Below are 17,396 nucleotides of genomic sequence, written 5' to 3'. Positions count from 1 at the left end.
AGCGTTTTGGTCGCGGTTTGCTGTCTTTTTTTAATGACTGAATGCAGCGACCATACTAAGCAGCTATGTTAAGTGGTTATATTTGGTTCAATGGCTATATTTGAATGATATCAATTGGTATGGCTGTATTTGGCTAATATAAACTGGTTTTACTGACTATTTGAGAGTATGGCAGAAGTATCGCGATATCCATTTCCGCAAGCTTATACGCTTTTTGAGATGGATTGGCTATATCATAGGATTATCGTGTTGATTGCTTTTTTTTGGGTCAGTAGACGTGTAAACTACCCCATACGTTTTTTGTTGGACATCACACTTGCTATGAAAGCATTATTAGACTTTATCCCTTTAATCGCCTTTTTTCTGACCGCTCGTTACAGTGGTATTTTGGCAGCGGCAGGTGCTTTACTCATCGCCACCATCATCGTTTATGCCATTCACTTTATTCGTCAAAAAGGCAAGTTCGATAAGCAGCAATGGGTTGTCTTATTATTAACCATTTTGTTCTGCGGTGGCACGCTACTGCTGCGTGATGATATCTATCTGCGCTGGAAATCACCGATTATCAACGGTATTTTTGCCTTGACCCTACTGGTCAGCGCGGTTATCAATAAGCCTTTGATGCAACTTGCCATGAAAGATGTCTTTACCCTAACGCTAAGTGGCTGGAAAAAGCTCACCGTTGTGTGGGCGTTGTTTTTTGCTTTGATGGCCGTCCTACATTATATCACAGCATTTACGATGTCAGATGAGGCATGGATCAACTTCAAAACTTATGGCTGGATTCCGATTATGCTGGTCTTTGTGGTGGCGCAGTTTGCTGTACTAAAAAAACACCTAAACCCTGCGCTGACAGATAAAGCCGCTAAATAAGGTTTATTATCCTATCGCTACTTTATTATAGCGATAAAGCATCAGCATTATGAAATACCCTTACATCAATCATCACGCTTTATTATCAATTAAGGAAGTCTCATGTCTTTATTTGTCATAATCGGTCATGACGTGGCCAATAGTAGCGCCCAACGTCTGGTGACTCGTACTGAACATATCGAGCGCTTGCAAGCGCTGCATCAACAGGGTCGACTCGTCATCGCAGGTCCAACGCCCATCGAACACGGTAAGACCGATATGTCAGGCAGCTTAATCATTGCGGAGTTTGACTCTATTGCAGCCGCACAGGCATGGGCGAACGATGAGCCTTACCTACGTGATGGCGTCTATAGCCATGTAGATATCAAGCCATTTATTCAAGCATTACCAGCGCCAACGGACAACACTGATAAAGTAGCTGCATCGTGAGTCAGCGTTTCTACTTTTTAAATACCGGGCGGTATAAAAACAGCCTAGCAGCTAGCCTCATGCTAATGATGGCGGTCTCAGTGAACGCAGCACCTCTAGTCACGGCTGTCGATGGTGCTGCTCCAGTAGCGGCGCCACTGGCGACTGGCGCTCCTGCACCTGTATCTGCTACAACAAAAAACTCAGCACTAGATATCAATAGTACCTTGGCGGCGCAATTGCAGCCCTCTAGTAAGGCGCTGTCAGATGCCAATCAACAACTGCTCAGCCGTAATGCGCAGTTGCAGCGTCAAGTGAATGATTTGCAGACTCAAGCCAATGTCCTAGTCTATGAGAGCAAAGGTCAGATTTTCTTGTATGGGGCATTTACGGTATTGATCAGTCTATTGGTCGGTATCTTTATCTCTTGGCTGGTGTTTGTGCGCCGCGAGCGCTGGTAGATTGTCACCAAAGCGCTTTTGCTCAACCATACATCAGACTGACAGTGGCTATTGATTCGCTTAAAAGCCTTACACTTAAGAGCTGTGCACTTAAGATCTAGGCACCGAAGAGCCTTACCTTACGCTGAAAAATCATTCGCTGAATAAACCTGCACCTAAGAAACAACCACATGTCTAATACCCCAAATAAAAGCGCCAAACCCTCAAACATCATTACGCCAGCTAAAATTGATTGGCAAATGGATGATACTGGCAATAGCGTGCCAGTATCAGGGCATTTTGGGGATGTTTACTTCTCTCATGCGGATGGTTTGGCTGAGTCACGCCATGTGTTTTTGACGCACAATCAACTACCAGAGCGCTTGGCAGACCTTGCCCCAACACAGTGTTTTACCATCGCTGAATTGGGTTTTGGTACAGGGCTTAATTTATTGGCGACTTGGCAGTTATGGCAACAGCTACGCGATACGAATCCGCATTTGAGAGATGCTCGTCTGCATTTTATTACGACTGAAAAATTTCCCATACCACTGACAGATTTGACTCATATATTGACATTGTGGTCACAGCGCGCGCCTGAGCTGACAGCACCTATCAAGTCATTGTTAGCCGAATATCCCCCCCTCATCGCAGGCTGTCATCGCCTGAATTTTTCTGACGATAATTTGACCGTGGATATGTGGTTTGGCGATGCTTCTGAGAGCTTGTCTAAGCTTGCATTAGAGCATGTTAACCAACCTGCGCCCCACGTTGATGCTTGGTTTTTAGACGGCTTTGCGCCATCTTGTAACGAGACATTATGGTCCAGAGACATCTTTGCACAAGTGCAGCGTTTATCTCATCCAAAAACGACCGCCGCCACCTATAGCAGTGCTGGTACGGTTAAACGCATATTACCAGAGTATGGTTTTGAGATTAAAAAAGTCAGAGGGTTTGGCATGAAACGCCAAATGCTAACGGCTGTCATGACAGGTGCAGAGAATCGTGATATTAGTAACGGTCATGAAAAACATGATGAGAAAACTAATGAAAATCCTGAGGCACGCTCTAGCACTGTCGATCATACTATCGTCATAGGTGCAGGTGTGTCAGGTTTATTAACGGCTTGGTCGCTTGCCAGTCGCGGTATCACCGTCACGCTGTTAGATAAATCGGCACCTTTGGCGGGTGCATCAGGCAACCCGCGTGCACTGCTAGCGCCCAAAATGACCCCGATTCACCACGTCGATGAGCATCTACATACCATCGGCTACTTATATAGCAGCAGGCTTTATCGAGCGTTTAATCAGGAGGCTGCGCAACTCAATATGCCGCCCGTACTAGAGATTACTGGTGCGCTTGATTTGCTCATAAAAGCCAATATTGGTACCGAGCAAATCGCAGAGTACCCTGATGAGATGGCAACCACATTATCGGACACACAGGCAAAAAGCAGCAGTGGACTACTAGAGCAGGATTTATCAGAAAATCTCTATCTACCGCAGTCAGGACTGGTCAATCCGCAAGCATTAAAAGCCATCATACTGTCACATCCGCTGATCCACTTTCAGCCATTAGACGTTGATAGTATTGACGAGACAGATCAGCATGTGTGTGTAAAAGGCCGTCATCAGAATCAGGACGTTGTCTCTATGACTGCTGATAACGTGGTGATTTGTGTCGCTTTTGAAAGTCATCAGCTAGACACCCGTATTTTTGATTGTCGTAAAATTCGTGGTCAACTCTCGTGGTTTACGCCCACTATAGAGCAACGCGCAAACTTACCTAAAATACCACTCAAATATAGCGGTTACTGTGCGCCGTTCATCGCTCAAGCAAATGATGAGACGATTAACACAGTCACAGCAGATAAGCCTTATTTGCTACTGGGTGCCAGTTTTATACGTAATGACACCAGTATGGATGTTAGAGCAGAAGAGCATCAGATCAGCCGTGAAAAGTTGATGGTGGCTATCCCTGAGATGGCATCAGTGATTCCAACAGATACAAGCTCGTGGCAAGGACGCGCAGGCATTCGTACACAGACGCCTGATTACCATCCAATCGTAGGGCAGCTAGTAGATAGTAAACGACTGTGGGTGATGAGTGCGATGGGCGCAAAAGGCTATGCGTTGGCGCCTATTTGCGCTGAAGCATTGGCCGATATGATGCTAGGATCATTCTCGCCATTGTCAGAAGCTATGCTCGCGCGTCTGTCACCCAACCGCACACGTTTGCAAACACCGCTTACCTAGACATACCCTTACTTACCATATGATCAATGCTCAAAAATAAATGGATGAGTAAATGTCTTAATCGTCGCGCTCCATTTTAGATTTCACCGTACCAAAGAGCGATTTTCCCGTATCAGCCTCCCCTGTTGCGTGATGATCCAGTTTTGCGTGATCAGTATTGTCCGTCACCATCGGTGCGGTCAGTGCCCGAATTTGTGCTTCATCACGGGTGTTTTTTTGGATAGTCACAGCAGCGAACAAGCTCATGGTAAATGCCATCATATAAAAACCTTTTTCACTTAAGCTCAACCCTTCTGCGTTCATAAGCCCGAGTGCAATCAGCACAATAGACAACCCTAACGCAGCCCAGCTAATCATATAATACATATTGGTCGTTGGAATGCCTTCGCTACGATCACGGAGTGTCTTTTGTAGACTAATCGCTGAATAAAGCCCAAGCGCCAATACTGCTATATAGTAGCCTTTCTCGTTTAGCAACATGCTCTGCGCATTCCATAGTCCCAGTAAATAGGCCAGCACACCTACCAGCATGACTGCCCAAGAAGTGCCCACATAAGCGGTGGTCGGTTTGTAAGCTGCCAGCTGACTTTTGGTAATCATGTCATTATTCATCATCATCCTTAATTAAATATAAGCAAATACTCTGTAGCGAGAGACAAGTTTTATCGAACGCTATTTTGCTTTAACATAACACAAGCATGTTATATTGTAATACAAAATTATTTTTGCCATACCTGCCCTAATGACAGAGTCCGACATGTCTTTTTATACCTTGCTTATTTTACTCAGCCTCATCATTATCGTGCCCATCTTTTTTGTGATGAAGGAGAAGTCTAAGCACACGCAGCGCGCATCGATACAGCAGCATCAAGCGTATCTAGCGGCGGCAGACCGCGCGGCAAGACAGTCTCAAATAAAGCAGGTAGCGACAGATAAGACAAGCAATGAACCCGCGACAGGACTCAGCGTGATACATTTTTCTGCTCAGCATCCATTCGTTCAATGGCTGTATGACGAGCAAGTACCCAAAGCATTCCGAGTGACGATGGATAGTATCGGGCAGCAGTATGAGTCTACGCATCACGCTCAAATTACTGAGTCGCAGCTCTTCACACTGAACAAACTCATTACCACTCGTATACCCGAATTGATTGCCGACTATTTGAGCCTCGATCAACACTATGCAAAAACCGTCGTGATTGATATCGATAAACAAAACAGCAGTTATGACATCGTGTTGGAGCAATTGAACTCGATTTTAGATTTTTCACAAAAGCTCAATACACAAAGCCAAAGTGGTGTTGTGAACAAACTACTGGCCAGCCGCCGATATTTAGATGATGTCTATAGAGAGAGCGGTAAAGAGAACGGTGTGACAGCCGATAGTTTAAAGATAAAATGAGCGTTTTATGGATTATCATTAAATCTAGCCCTTTCTAGCTATCTATGAGTACAGAATTTACTGCACGCGGTAATCAATCACCAAAGCTAACACCTGTAATTCTTTCGCTAATACAAAATATTTTTATTGGATGACCTGATGATGCCCATCTCTGCCTCAAAACCACCAAGCTTTGCAAAATCTAAGCCCTACCACCTTAAAGCTTCTGCCATTTTTCTTAGCATGTTGCTGCTGACTGCTTGTCAGAAAGACCCAGAGCCTGAAATTGCCAGTGAGACATCTGCTGAGACTGCGAATCAGACAACCCCAGTCACTTCCAATATAAATACCAATGCTGCTGATGACGCTGCAAACAATGAGGCGAACAGCACTGTACAAACTGATTCAGAGCACGATGTCAGCTTAAGTCAGTTAGACGATAATCTTGGCAACACCAAAGAAATAGCAAACACTAAATCAGTAACACCTGACCCGAACCAAGCAATCAAGGGCGCGCAAATCACGGATGTCCGCTATAAAAGCGCCACAGGCGAGTCGTTATCCGTCGTCTTTGAGACGTCAGCAGCAGGCATGCTCAACGCCATTATCACGTTGCCAAACAAACCAAAAATGACTCTAAGTGCACCAGAAGGTCAAGGTAACAACCCTACTTATCAATCGAATAATGGTGCTATCCAACTGGTCAGTCATGCAGGTGGTGGCACCATCGATCTGATTCAAAACAACAAAATCACCAGCTTTGATGCGGTCAGCGCAGAAGCGGAAGTCGTCACTGAATAAATCTCGAATATGAGCTTTTATTATTAGTCACAAAAAAGGCAGCAACGATACTATCGTTGCTGCCTTTTTCATTACTTTTTCTCGTGTTGTTTAATCCAATCACTTATTAGCCAAAGCCTGTTGTATTACCAAATAAGCCCACTAGCCAGCCAATCAATGACCATAAACCCCATCCAATAACCACTAGAACAATCAGCCCTAGCATGTCAGGAATATGCAAGTACAGCCACGCTACAATAGGGTTTCGCCAAAAAAAACTAAAACGACTGCTTCGCTGCTTGTCCTCTAGTGACTGATGCAAAAAAGGTCGATCGATATGCATGGTATCGGTAATACCGTACTCGTCTTGTAGATGCTCATGCACGATACCCAGTGTTTTGCGACTGGGACGAATAAAGATATCTAATAGCGTACCGATGCCCGGTACGATACCCACGACCATATCAATCAGTGCCAATCTGACAGCAGGCGTCATTTTATGAGCTGGCACACCCAGTTGACGACCCAATATAAACGCATAACTGGTCAATGCCAATCCTGCCAAATCACCCGCTAGCGGAATGGTCGACAGCGCCGCATCGGCACCCATACCCTGTTTGGTAAACGGTATCCGTACGAGCGAATCCATGGTATTGGCAAACTTGGCCAGCTTACGCTCAGTCGCGATAACTTGCTCGCGCGTCAGGCCGTGTTCAGCCATTCTTGCTTGATAGTCGATGATAGACGGATCGCTATCAGAGGGCCCTTTTGCCTTTTTATTCCAAAGGTTATTGAACTTATCCATTGATCGTCGTCCATATACAGGCGATAGCGATGAGCACAAAGATATAACGTCCGACCCAAATATTGGCCAAAAACGCCTGAAAGCAAGCCAACGCATTGTAGCTGGCACAAGCACTGTTTTGCTTGGCAAACATCATCGCTACCAATGCCAAGCCAAATACTGGCATCACGCCGACGGCAGTCGGGGCAAAATAATGCCACATAACCGCGCCCATAATAAGCAAGAATAGCATTTGTAATATTGAGATGATAATCACATCATAACGACCAAACAGTATCGCAGTCGACTTGACGCCAATCTTGATATCATCATCGCGGTCAGCCATAGCGTACTGGGTGTCATAGGCTACTGTCCAACACATATAAGCGATAAATAATAGCCAACACCATATATCTGGTGCGCCCTGTATGGCCACATAAGCCATCGGTATCGCCCAGCCAAAAGCCGCTGCCAAAAACACTTGTGGCAGGTGGGTATAACGCTTCATAAAGGGATAGATAAATGCCAGTATCACGGCACCAAGCGACCAGTAAAACACGGCAATGGGTAAGAAAAACAGCAGACTGGCACTTAATAACACCAGCACTAAAAATGCTGCAACCGCCTCCTTACCTGATAAGCGCCCATCGGCTAGTGGACGTCCTTTGGTGCGGGTGACATGACCATCAACCTTACGATCCGCGAAGTCGTTAATGGCACAACCTGCGGCACGCATGAAGATGGCCCCGAGTGCAAATAGCACAAATATCTTGAGACTGGGCAGCGCGGCCGTCAGTCCTTGCTGCTGTGCCTGACCCATTGCGGCCAGTAACATGCCCCACAGGGTTGGCCATAGGAGTAGCTCAATGCCCACAGGTTTGTCAAAGCGTGTCAGTTGGAGGTAGGCTTGTAGTTTGTCTTTAAATGTCATAACGCTGCCATTATCACTGATAGAAGTTTTTATATTGAATGGATTTGGCAATAAGCTGCATGGATCTCATATACCCAATAGCATTGGCATGGTTCATTGGTATTGTTCATTAGCATAGTTACCCTAACCAGCTGGTAACCATGGTTATTAGGCAAAATACCCATCGAAGCGCACGGCTTCATTATGCCAGCTCTCAGTAGGTTGTTGGTTTGCCAATGTCGGCGCATGCTGCGGACGCTTCACGACCACGCGGCCAGAATGCAGTGCATTTTTGCTGACGACAGCCTGTGCGGATGTTAGTAACTGGCCTTCTTCGTCCAATGTTGGCGGGCTTGCTAGTTGATGCAGCGCTTGCATGTGCTTGCCCACTTTTGCGCCCTTGCCAGTCTTACTGTCTTGATAGCTGTCCTCTGGAAACATAGGATCCAGATACACGACATCAGTGGTGCGACTGCCACCGGTTGCTGAATCCGATTTGAGGCTTTCAAAATAACTCAACGCATCGATATTAATAATATGCAAACGTGCCATCAGCTTTTGCCAATTTGGCGATGCGCTCATACGCTGCTGCTCTGCGAGTAACAGCAACGCCATGATTGGTTGCTGCTCTAGCATCATAACTTGTGCACCAGTACTGGCCAGTATCAAACTATCATGTCCGAAACCCGCGGTCGCATCGATGACGCTACTATCAGCTGTAATCTTGGCAGCTTGCAATAGCAGCTCTGACTTACGGCCAGCACTCACCACTCGGCGTTGCAGTTTATCCCATTCTGGCGCCACGCTCAGACCATCACTGAGCCACGATAGCTTATCTTTATCATCCAGCAATAACACTGGTTGAGTCGCTGTCTGAGTCAGATTTTGACGATACTTTTGCGTCAATTTATTTACAGATAACTCAACATTTAACACAATGGGCAATTCATGATGTTCTATCAGTGCTTGCAGCGACTCTACTTGATGCTGCTGCGACTCATTGACGTAGATCAGCTGACAGTGTGTAAGGTCATGCATAGTGTTAATACTCTCTTTAGATGCTGGAGGCAAATTACTCGTCACTGACATGCCCTTTAGTATCTATGGTCAAATTTAGATAGGCTTAATAACCTTTATACTTCAGAATATTTTTAACATGATTGCAGCTTAACCCGCCATTTGATAACCAAAGCCCCAAGCGGCTATCAATACAACAACGCCTGTAATAATACGCAACCAAGCAAAGATCGTAAAGTCACGGCGACTCACCCATGCCACCAGCAAGCGAATACAAAGTAAGGCGACAATAAATGAGACGACAGTACCAACGCCAAGTACCAACCAATCCTCGCTATTGGTCAGGACATCACCATGTTTGATTAGATCTAATAGTGCCGCGCCCACAATGACAGGAATACCTAAAAAGAATGAAAACTCCGCAGACGCTTTACGCGAGACCCCAAGCCATAATGCACCGATGATAGTCGCGCCTGAGCGTGAGGTACCAGGTATCAAGGCTAAACATTGAAACAAACCAATCATCAATGCTGTCTTTAAGCTAACATCCTCTGCCTCTTCAGCGACGACCGTTTTAGGTCGGCTCTCGACATAAAATATCAGCAGACCACCGATGATGAGCATAATCGCTACAACGATAGGATTAAACAAGTAATTTTTAATCTCATCGGCAAAAGTAAAGCCTACGATCATCACAGGGATAGTAGACACAATCAAGCTCAGCCCAAGCTGTCTTGGATTACTCATGCCTTCTGCTTTGCCTGTTAGCAGACCCATTAGAGCTTGCCACAATCTACCCCAATAGTCATAGATAACGGCCAAAATCGCGCCAAGCTGCACCACCACCACAAACAAATCAACTTTTTCTTTGGTCCAAAAACCCATCATATCTGCTGATAGAATTAAGTAACCCGTACTAGAAATCGGCAAAAACTCAGTGATACCTTCGACGATACCCATGATGACAGCTTGAATTAATAAGATAATATCCACGATGATTTTCCTAAACACAGACCTGTTGATTGATACAGGTCTTCGTATATTGTTATGTGTTATATGATGCTACGAATGACTCGAACGGCTAGTATATTTAAAAGAATATCGATTGAGTGACCACATACCCTAGGCTTTACCTTGCTCTTTAAGCGTTTTCCATGCTTGATTACGCAAGTATTTTGGTAAAGCTTGCGCCGCCTCTGTCCCGCCTATCGCCATAAACTGAGCAATGCCTAGCTGCCCTATAACAACGGCATCTGGCCAAACATCATCGTGGCAGACTTGTCCTTCGTTTAAAGTTAACAAGCTTGCACCATTACCGACAATTGGGAAATTCGCCTCAGTTTGGCTGTCATAATCGAGCAGTTGCTCAGTGCTTTCACTGCCTGCCAGCAACACTGGCTGCATGATGCTGTGAGCTGATTGCTCGTCTACCGCTATCTCATATTGACCGAAATACACCTGCTGCATACGGGCATCTAGTGCACTATATACTTGCGGCAGGCCGTATTTTTGATACGCGCACTGTGCAATCGCTTGCAAGCTTGAGACACCCACACAAGGAATGTCATGCGCCACAGACAATGCTTGTACCACCGCTGTGTTGATTCTGATACCACTAAAAGCACCAGGCCCTCGATTAAATATGAGTGCGCGTATATCAGTCAGGCGTATTCCGGCTTCTGACAACGCGGCATCAATCATTGGCAATATCTGCTGCGTTTGCTGACGTTTACCTGTCTCAGTATGACTCGATAATACCTGACCATTTGAATCCAAAATGGCAATCGAGCACTGGTCAAACACAGTATCCATAGCTAAAAACATCATAACCTCGTCTTATCGTCTGGGTATGCTAAAAATGGTTGGTATGACAAAAAATACCAGCAGCATAAAACAGCGCCTATCATAGCATTTAGGATAAACAGATTTTATCACTTTCTACTTTTTTCATACTTTATCCATGAGCGCTTAGGGTAACAGGCCATATAAAAAAACCTCAAAACCATATTGGTTTTGAGGTTTTTGTTAAGAATTTACAGATCGCCTAATCCGCGACTGTCGATCTACTATTGTTTAAAAACGTGTTTTAAACTTTTTTGGTGCTTGGTTTTGCATCTCTTGCATTTGCTTTTGCATCTCTTCGGTGCTCGGCATGTTGTTTGGGTCAAGTCCCATTTGCTTGGCCATTTGCTGTGGGTTCACATCTTTTGGGTTGCCTTTTTGACCACCGCCACCGAATAAAGGACCGCCGCCACCTGCACCGCCGCCACCGCCCATCAACCCTTGCATAGACTTCATCATCTTACTGATGCCTTCAGGTTTTGAGATCATTTTCATCATTTTTGCCATTTGCTTGTGCTGCTTGAGCAAACGGTTGACGTCTTGAATATCACGACCAGAACCTGCAGCGATACGGCGCTTACGACTTGGGTTGATCTTGTCAGGGTTTTTACGCTCAAACGGTGTCATTGAATTAATCAAGGCTTCCATTTCACGTACTTTTTCTTCTGGCTTGGCATCTTCGACAGCTTTTTGCATGTCAGAGCCGCCCATACCTGGCATCTTATCCAAGAAACCTGCCATGCCGCCCATGCTTTTCATTTGTTGGAACTGGGTCAATAGATCCTCAAGGTCGAACTCACCGCCCTTTTGCATCTTCTTCGCCATTTTTTCGGCTTTATCACGGTCGATCTTTTGCTCGACTTCTTCCACCAAACTCAGTACGTCACCCATACCAAGGATGCGCTGCGCGATACGCTCAGGATGGAACAGCTCGAGCTCGTCTAGTTTTTCACCGCGACCCAAGAACTTAATTGGCTTGCCGGTGATGGCACGTACAGACAGTGCCGCACCGCCGCGAGCATCGCCGTCTGTTTTGGTCAGGATGACACCTGTTAATGGCAATGCATCATTGAAGGCTTTTGCGGTATTGGCCGCATCTTGACCTGTCATCGCATCGACAACAAACAGCGTCTCAGACGGATTGACCGCAGCCGTTAGCGCTTTGATCTCATCCATCATGGCATCGTCAATATGCAAACGACCTGCCGTATCAATAATCAAGATGTCTTGATACTGAATTTTGGCCTCTTCGATGGCACGGCGCGCGATATCAATTGGGTTTTCATCAGTGCTTGAATTCACAAACTTGGCATTTACTTGACCGGCTACTTGCTCAAGCTGCTTGATGGCCGCTGGACGATAGACATCAGCAGATACCAACATGACTTTTTTCTTATGACGCTCTTGTAAGAATTTCGCCAACTTACCGGCTGTGGTGGTTTTACCCGCCCCTTGCAGACCTGCTAATAGATAAACCACTGGCGGCTTACCTGTCATTTCCAACTGCTGGTTGGCACTGCCCATCATTTCGGTCAGCTCGTCATGGACGATTTTGACAAACGCTTGGCCTGGTGCCAACTCTTTGAGCACTTCAGCGCCAAGCGCTTGCTCTTTGACGCGCTTTACAAAGTCGCGTGTGACTGGTAGTGCCACATCGGCTTCTAATAGCGCCATACGCACTTCACGCAGGGTATCTTTGATATTGTCTTCAGTCAGTTGCCCGCTCCCCACGATATTACGCAGGCTTGACGATAAGCGTTCTGTTAAGGTGTCAAACATAGATAGCTCTCAGTTAAAATAATTCTTGGTTAAAATAGATCTTAGCTAAACCAGTTAAATGGCTTATATATAGTATTGGGTATTTGATGAAGTAGTAGATTGCGCATCTATAGATGATGATAAACAGCGTGTTATCAACACTATAGCATTATCGCGATTCAAAATTTATAGTCGTTTGATAAAAGGCGTTGGATTTACTTGCGCTTTTTTATCGATAACACGCGCATGCTATGGGGTTTTTCTAGATTATACGCGTCAAGCATTTATCAGGAATACGTAAGATGGCACTCAATTGGTACCCATTTTATGATAAATTGGACAATTATTCTAATCATTCCGATAATACCACTTTAGCGTTACATTGAGCGGCTATTTTGCGCTCAGTAAAGATGAGGTTTTATACCTGTGCACCTTACATTCTTACTTGCTAGCCTGATTTACATATTAGTCAGCGTTTATATTGGTTGGGCGCTCGTTCGGGATAAACCTATCTACAAAAGCGGCAGTTTGGGCTTGTTACTGGTAGGGATGCTCGCACATGCCGCCTTATTGTATCCCTATGTCGTTACGCTATATGGTCTGAACTTCAATCTGTTCAATGTGATTAGCCTGATCAGCTTATTCTTCTTATTGTTTTACGTGTTGTTTAGTTTATACCGCCCTATCATTAGCCTCGGCATTTTAGCAGCACCGACAGCACTCATAGGTATGACCATCGGTTATATCGGCCGCGCCCCTTATCAGCCAATTACCAATATCAGTATCGGGCTTGAAACCCATATTTTATTGTCACTGGCGGCCTATTGCGTCTTGCTAATGGCTGCCGTACAAGCGCTATTTTTGCGTCTACAGATCCGTGAGCTTAAACATCATACCATTCATCGATTTTGGGTCAATAAGCTGCCCTCATTGCAGAGCATGGAAGGTCTGTTGTTCGATATGATCTTGGTAGGTTTTGTCTTGCTGAGTGTGGCACTGGGCATTGGCTTCATTTATGTAGATGACTTGATGACACAGCATATCGTTCATAAGACGGTATTTAGCCTACTGTCTTGGCTATTATTCGGCGCGCTATTACTTGGCAACTGGCGTGCTGGATGGCGCGGCAAACGTGCCGCCAATATCACCATTTATGCTTTTATTCTATTAGCGATTGGATTTGTGGGTAGCAAGTTTGTGCTAGAGATGCTGCTATAGTCAATCCCATATAGGTCAGATACAGCGTCATAAAAACGCGGTCGGTAGCAATAGTTACCGACCGCATTTTTTATTTAACTTTCTACTGACTTTTTTAGTTAAAAACCACCGTCTTATTACCTGCCACAATCACACGGTTTTGTACATGCCAGTTCACAGCGCGTGCCAGTACATTACGCTCGATGTCACGACCGATAGCACGTAACTCTACCACACCCTGACGATGCGTCACACGGTGCACATCCTGTTCAATGATAGGCCCTTGATCCAGATCAGCGGTGACATAATGCGCGGTTGCGCCGATTAGCTTCACGCCTTTGTCATAGGCTTGACGATAAGGATCTGCACCAACAAACGCAGGCAAAAACGAGTGGTGAATATTAATTACTTGCATCGGCCAACGTTTGACAAAATCAGACGACAGAATCTGCATATAGCGCGCCAATACCAGTAAGTCATTGCCCGCCATGATTTTATGAATCTGCTCTTCTGCCTCTACTTTGTTGTCCTTGGTCACTGGTACGTGATGAAAGGTGATACCAAAGTTTTCTACCGCTTGACGCAGATCATTATGATTGCTGACCACACAGGTAATCTCGCAATCGAGCAAGCCACGCTGATGGCGCCATAACAAGTCGAGCAACGCATGATCAAACTTTGAGACCAGAATACCAACTTTGGTCTTGGTTGCATTGTTGTGTAGATGCCAAGCCATATTGTGACGCTTGGCCACCGTATGGGCGAAACTCGCCTCAAAGTTATCAATAATATCGCTCAGACCTGCTAAGGCAAACTCTAAACGCATGAAGTATTGACCACCTTCGTGAGCCGTTGAATATTGGTCAAGGGTGATGATATTCGCGCCATAGCGGTGAATAAATTCTGACACGGCTTGTACAATACCTGCCTGATCCTTGCATTTGATCGAAAGCGTGGCAGTATCAATAGTGCTAGGGAGCTGTTTGCTCTGAGAAGCGGTATTAGATGATGGAGAGGTTTTGATATTGTCTGACATAATTCGCCCGATATTAAATGATGACTGGTTGCTGAAAACATGCTGACAGCATAGTAAACCGGTTATTTTAATCTTTTTTGCGATATTTTGCTGAGCGAGTTGGTTGTTTTTGGTTATTTCGGTTGATTTGGTTGTTTAGAAGGTTGACGCAAAAACCCCCAACGCAGGGTTGGGGGTTTTTCACTCTTTAAACAAAAGAAAATTTTTAGAAAATTTGAACAGTTGTTGTTTTTGAAGTTGGTGATGGAGTTGCAACTGATAACTTAATACTATCGCCAGCAGCACAACCAGTTGTTGATACTGTATAACGAACTTCGCTACTACCGTCAAAGTAGTTTTGATTAGCAGCACTATCTACACGATTTAAATTCACAAGGTTTGGTACTGTAATATTACCACTGGCAATCTCGGACTCACAAGTAGCACCGTTATCGGTATTATCTTTAACTGTCAGACTCAAAGCCGTTCCGGATGGCATAGAAACTGTTCTCACGCTATTACCATACATCTCGAAAGAGACGAACCCAGACACCTGACTATAATTATAGAAAGTTGGTGTATCGTTAGCAAAGCCCATAATGACCTGTTTACGTAGCACTGTTGGTAATAAGTTATCACACTGGGTGGCATCAGTATCATCACCTACTATAAAGTTCGGTAAATTAGGCTGTGACAACGTTGCTGCTGCACAGGTCGCTTGATCGCCACCTTGTTGCTCACCTCTTTTATAAACAAATTCACCTGGCGTATATTTTAAATCTTCATTATCGTCGCGGAAAAAGTTGCCAATATTGTCTAATAGATCATCAATACCGACGGTATAGACATTATCGCCATTGAGGTCTGAATAAGCTTTGTCACCTTCTACATAAGCAATGACACTAACACGACCATTTGCAGGTCTAGGGTTTTGCGATGTAAAAGTTACTGTGCAATTACCACTTACTGTTGCACAATTTGGCGTCACTGTACCGCCTTCGGCCACAAAGCTTACAACAGTACCATCTGGAACAAAATTACCTTGGCGATCCGTTAAATATGCCGATATATTGGTAGAATCGATGGCATTGTCAGCCAAAACGTTTTTGCCTATGGCTAATGTCACGCCGTTCTGAGTAGGACGTCCTGTTGCAACAGATATATTTTTTGCTAGTGCAAAAGTATTGGCATTTGACTGCAACGACGCTTGAATTTCTACTGGCCCTGGAATATTCCCAGGATATAGATTGACTGTTACTTTTCCTAGAGAGTTACTTTTTAAAGGTTTTGAGTCTCTATTACCTTGTGAGACGAAATTAAAATCACTTGGTGACTTGATTAAATCTAAAGTAACGTCTTGATTGGCTGCAGGCACGCCGTTAGCATAAACGGTAAACTCTATTTGGCTAGACGAAGAAGATCCGCTATTTTTTGCACCTAGTACGACAGAGTTAGTAGTCGTATATACGATAGAGCTTGCCTCAATAGATTTAATATTGACGTTAACGCTTTGTGAGGACGAAGTATTACTCGCAGAGACTGCGGTAATAGTTTGAAGACCTTCACACAAATTACCATTACTATCTATTGAGCTATAAGTGGCGCTCACATTTCCTTGATTGGAAGAAGTTATACTAGCATTCTCAAATGACCCACAAGTTGATGTCAGATTGACTGTTACATCATTTTGAAACTGATCAGTTACTGTATCTTTAGTTTGCAAAGTAACGATTGTAGAGCCACCAGACTCCAGAGTGTTTTCGCCTGTAGCAAAATTCACTAACGTAATATTAACTGCTTGTAATGAGTAGTTATAGCTAGCAGTAGTTACACTCACATCATCATATGTTGCTGTCGCAGACAAGCTATAACTACCAGTGTCAGTAGAGGACAATGGAACGACAGACGTTGTTGCTACACCATCAGCATTAGTTAGTACTGCCCCATTAGATGTACCAAACTGTACACCGTCGCCACTAAATGTTACGAGCGCACCACTCACGCCATTTCCTTCAGAATCAGTAACAACTACTTGAGCGGTAACGCCCGACATAGAAACGACTCTAGTTATATTAGCATTTGTATCTAGTAGAGATATCGTACTAACATTGAGGACATCTCCAATGTCACCACTACCTACGCCTCCATCATCAGTACCTATCGTTACCCCTAAATCAGGCTCTGGAGCAATCGTATCAGTACCACCGCTGCCACCACAACCTGCCAAGGCCAGTGATAAGGTTAGGGCTGTCAGCTGAAATAACTTGGACGTAGGTAGTGAAGAATATGACATTTTTTAACTCCGCATGAGCAGTAATTTATTCGAGCAAATAGGCAAAAACCATTACACAGAATCAAGGGAGACTGATAATGATACATAGATTTACATTAATGCTAGATGTATTAACAGATTGTATTAAATATATAACAGCAACTTTACTGACTTTTGTTATAAGTTACAACTAAAAATTAATCTTTACTATTAAACAATCAACAACATAGAGCGTTCATTTCAGGGTATAATAGCCATCCTTTAAATCGACAATAATTATAAAAATATTTGAGTATTCATCTATTTTATGGTATAAATGTCGGCTTTAAAATTTTCTGAATTGGTCAGCCTGTTATTTGCCTTTAGATAACAGTAATACCAGCTCAACCTTCATATAGTTTTGTTTGGTGCAAAGCTGCCGCTTGCTGTGTCCATGCCGCAAAAACGTGCAATTTGCCCAGACT

The 17,396-nt window shown here is 44.4% G+C and carries 16 protein-coding genes; 7 read left to right on the top strand and 9 right to left on the bottom strand.

What is annotated here, in order from left to right; translation table 11 throughout:
- Window positions 1–321 precede the first annotated feature (321 nt).
- The 4 genes from ispZ to mnmC all read left to right on the top strand — a co-directional run bounded on the left by ispZ (window position 322) and on the right by mnmC (window position 3,976).
- A complete protein-coding gene (ispZ, locus tag IP510_RS10490) occupies window positions 322–873 on the top strand; it encodes a septation protein IspZ (RefSeq protein ID WP_194364769.1) in 552 nt (183 codons plus the stop codon).
- A 102-nt stretch (window positions 874–975) separates the two neighbouring features.
- The gene (locus IP510_RS10485; protein WP_194364768.1) at window positions 976–1,302 is read left to right on the top strand and encodes a YciI family protein; all 327 of its coding nucleotides are present in this window, start codon (window positions 976–978) and stop codon (window positions 1,300–1,302) included.
- An 80-nt stretch (window positions 1,303–1,382) separates the two neighbouring features.
- Window positions 1,383–1,742, top strand: a complete 360-nt coding sequence (locus IP510_RS10480) for a hypothetical protein (protein WP_320154197.1) — start codon at window positions 1,383–1,385, stop codon at window positions 1,740–1,742.
- A 170-nt stretch (window positions 1,743–1,912) separates the two neighbouring features.
- On the top strand, window positions 1,913–3,976 hold the full coding sequence (gene mnmC / locus IP510_RS10475; protein WP_194364766.1) for an FAD-dependent 5-carboxymethylaminomethyl-2-thiouridine(34) oxidoreductase MnmC: 2,064 nt from the start codon (window positions 1,913–1,915) through the stop codon (window positions 3,974–3,976).
- A gap of 57 nt (window positions 3,977–4,033) precedes the next feature.
- Here mnmC and yiaA read toward each other — a convergent pair whose 3' ends face one another.
- Window positions 4,034–4,576, bottom strand: a complete 543-nt coding sequence (yiaA, locus tag IP510_RS10470; protein ID WP_265087588.1) for an inner membrane protein YiaA — start codon at window positions 4,574–4,576, stop codon at window positions 4,034–4,036.
- Window positions 4,577–4,733: 157 nt separating this feature from the next.
- On the opposite strand from yiaA, the gene IP510_RS10465 reads away from it, so the two are divergent.
- Together IP510_RS10465 and IP510_RS10460 are read left to right on the top strand one after the other, a co-directional pair.
- The gene (locus tag IP510_RS10465; RefSeq protein WP_194364764.1) at window positions 4,734–5,378 is read left to right on the top strand and encodes a hypothetical protein; all 645 of its coding nucleotides are present in this window, start codon (window positions 4,734–4,736) and stop codon (window positions 5,376–5,378) included.
- A 138-nt stretch (window positions 5,379–5,516) separates the two neighbouring features.
- On the top strand, window positions 5,517–6,158 hold the full coding sequence (locus IP510_RS10460) for a hypothetical protein (RefSeq protein ID WP_227669661.1): 642 nt from the start codon (window positions 5,517–5,519) through the stop codon (window positions 6,156–6,158).
- Between the two features lie 106 nt (window positions 6,159–6,264).
- On the opposite strand, the gene IP510_RS10455 is transcribed toward IP510_RS10460, so the two are convergent.
- The 6 genes from IP510_RS10455 to ffh all read right to left on the bottom strand — a co-directional run bounded on the left by IP510_RS10455 (window position 6,265) and on the right by ffh (window position 12,469).
- Entirely contained in the window at window positions 6,265–6,942 is a 678-nt protein-coding gene (locus IP510_RS10455) for a DUF4112 domain-containing protein (protein WP_194364763.1), read from the bottom strand.
- A complete protein-coding gene (ubiA, locus tag IP510_RS10450) occupies window positions 6,935–7,852 on the bottom strand; it encodes a 4-hydroxybenzoate octaprenyltransferase (protein WP_194364761.1) in 918 nt (305 codons plus the stop codon). Before ubiA ends, IP510_RS10455 begins: the two co-directional genes overlap by 8 nt.
- A gap of 147 nt (window positions 7,853–7,999) precedes the next feature.
- Window positions 8,000–8,869 carry a class I SAM-dependent methyltransferase gene (locus IP510_RS10445; protein ID WP_194364760.1) on the bottom strand — a complete coding sequence of 290 codons (870 nt, stop codon included), beginning with the start codon at window positions 8,867–8,869 and terminating at the stop codon, window positions 8,000–8,002.
- Window positions 8,870–8,998: 129 nt separating this feature from the next.
- Entirely contained in the window at window positions 8,999–9,841 is an 843-nt protein-coding gene (locus IP510_RS10440) for an undecaprenyl-diphosphate phosphatase (protein ID WP_194364758.1), read from the bottom strand.
- 129 nt (window positions 9,842–9,970) lie between these two features.
- Window positions 9,971–10,672, bottom strand: a complete 702-nt coding sequence (tsaB, locus tag IP510_RS10435; RefSeq protein WP_194364941.1) for a tRNA (adenosine(37)-N6)-threonylcarbamoyltransferase complex dimerization subunit type 1 TsaB — start codon at window positions 10,670–10,672, stop codon at window positions 9,971–9,973.
- 249 nt (window positions 10,673–10,921) lie between these two features.
- Window positions 10,922–12,469 carry a signal recognition particle protein gene (gene ffh, locus IP510_RS10430; protein WP_194364756.1) on the bottom strand — a complete coding sequence of 516 codons (1,548 nt, stop codon included), beginning with the start codon at window positions 12,467–12,469 and terminating at the stop codon, window positions 10,922–10,924.
- Window positions 12,470–12,874: 405 nt separating this feature from the next.
- Here ffh and IP510_RS10425 point away from each other — a divergent pair, with 405 nt between their 5' ends.
- Window positions 12,875–13,666, top strand: coding sequence for an inner membrane protein YpjD (locus IP510_RS10425; RefSeq protein WP_194364754.1), 792 nt, complete (start codon window positions 12,875–12,877; stop codon window positions 13,664–13,666).
- A 94-nt stretch (window positions 13,667–13,760) separates the two neighbouring features.
- Here the strand turns inward: IP510_RS10425 and purU are convergent, their stop codons facing one another.
- Together purU and IP510_RS10415 are read right to left on the bottom strand one after the other, a co-directional pair.
- On the bottom strand, window positions 13,761–14,681 hold the full coding sequence (gene purU, locus IP510_RS10420; protein ID WP_227669659.1) for a formyltetrahydrofolate deformylase: 921 nt from the start codon (window positions 14,679–14,681) through the stop codon (window positions 13,761–13,763).
- A 205-nt stretch (window positions 14,682–14,886) separates the two neighbouring features.
- Window positions 14,887–16,953, bottom strand: coding sequence for an Ig-like domain-containing protein (locus tag IP510_RS10415; RefSeq protein ID WP_194364747.1), 2,067 nt, complete (start codon window positions 16,951–16,953; stop codon window positions 14,887–14,889).
- Window positions 16,954–17,396 lie beyond the last annotated feature (443 nt).

The sequence above is a fragment of the Psychrobacter sp. NG254 genome (assembly GCF_015277735.1).
Lineage (GTDB): Bacteria > Pseudomonadota > Gammaproteobacteria > Pseudomonadales > Moraxellaceae > Psychrobacter.
Note: the sequence above shows the minus strand (reverse complement) of the source record. Positions and strands in the feature narration are given on the sequence as shown.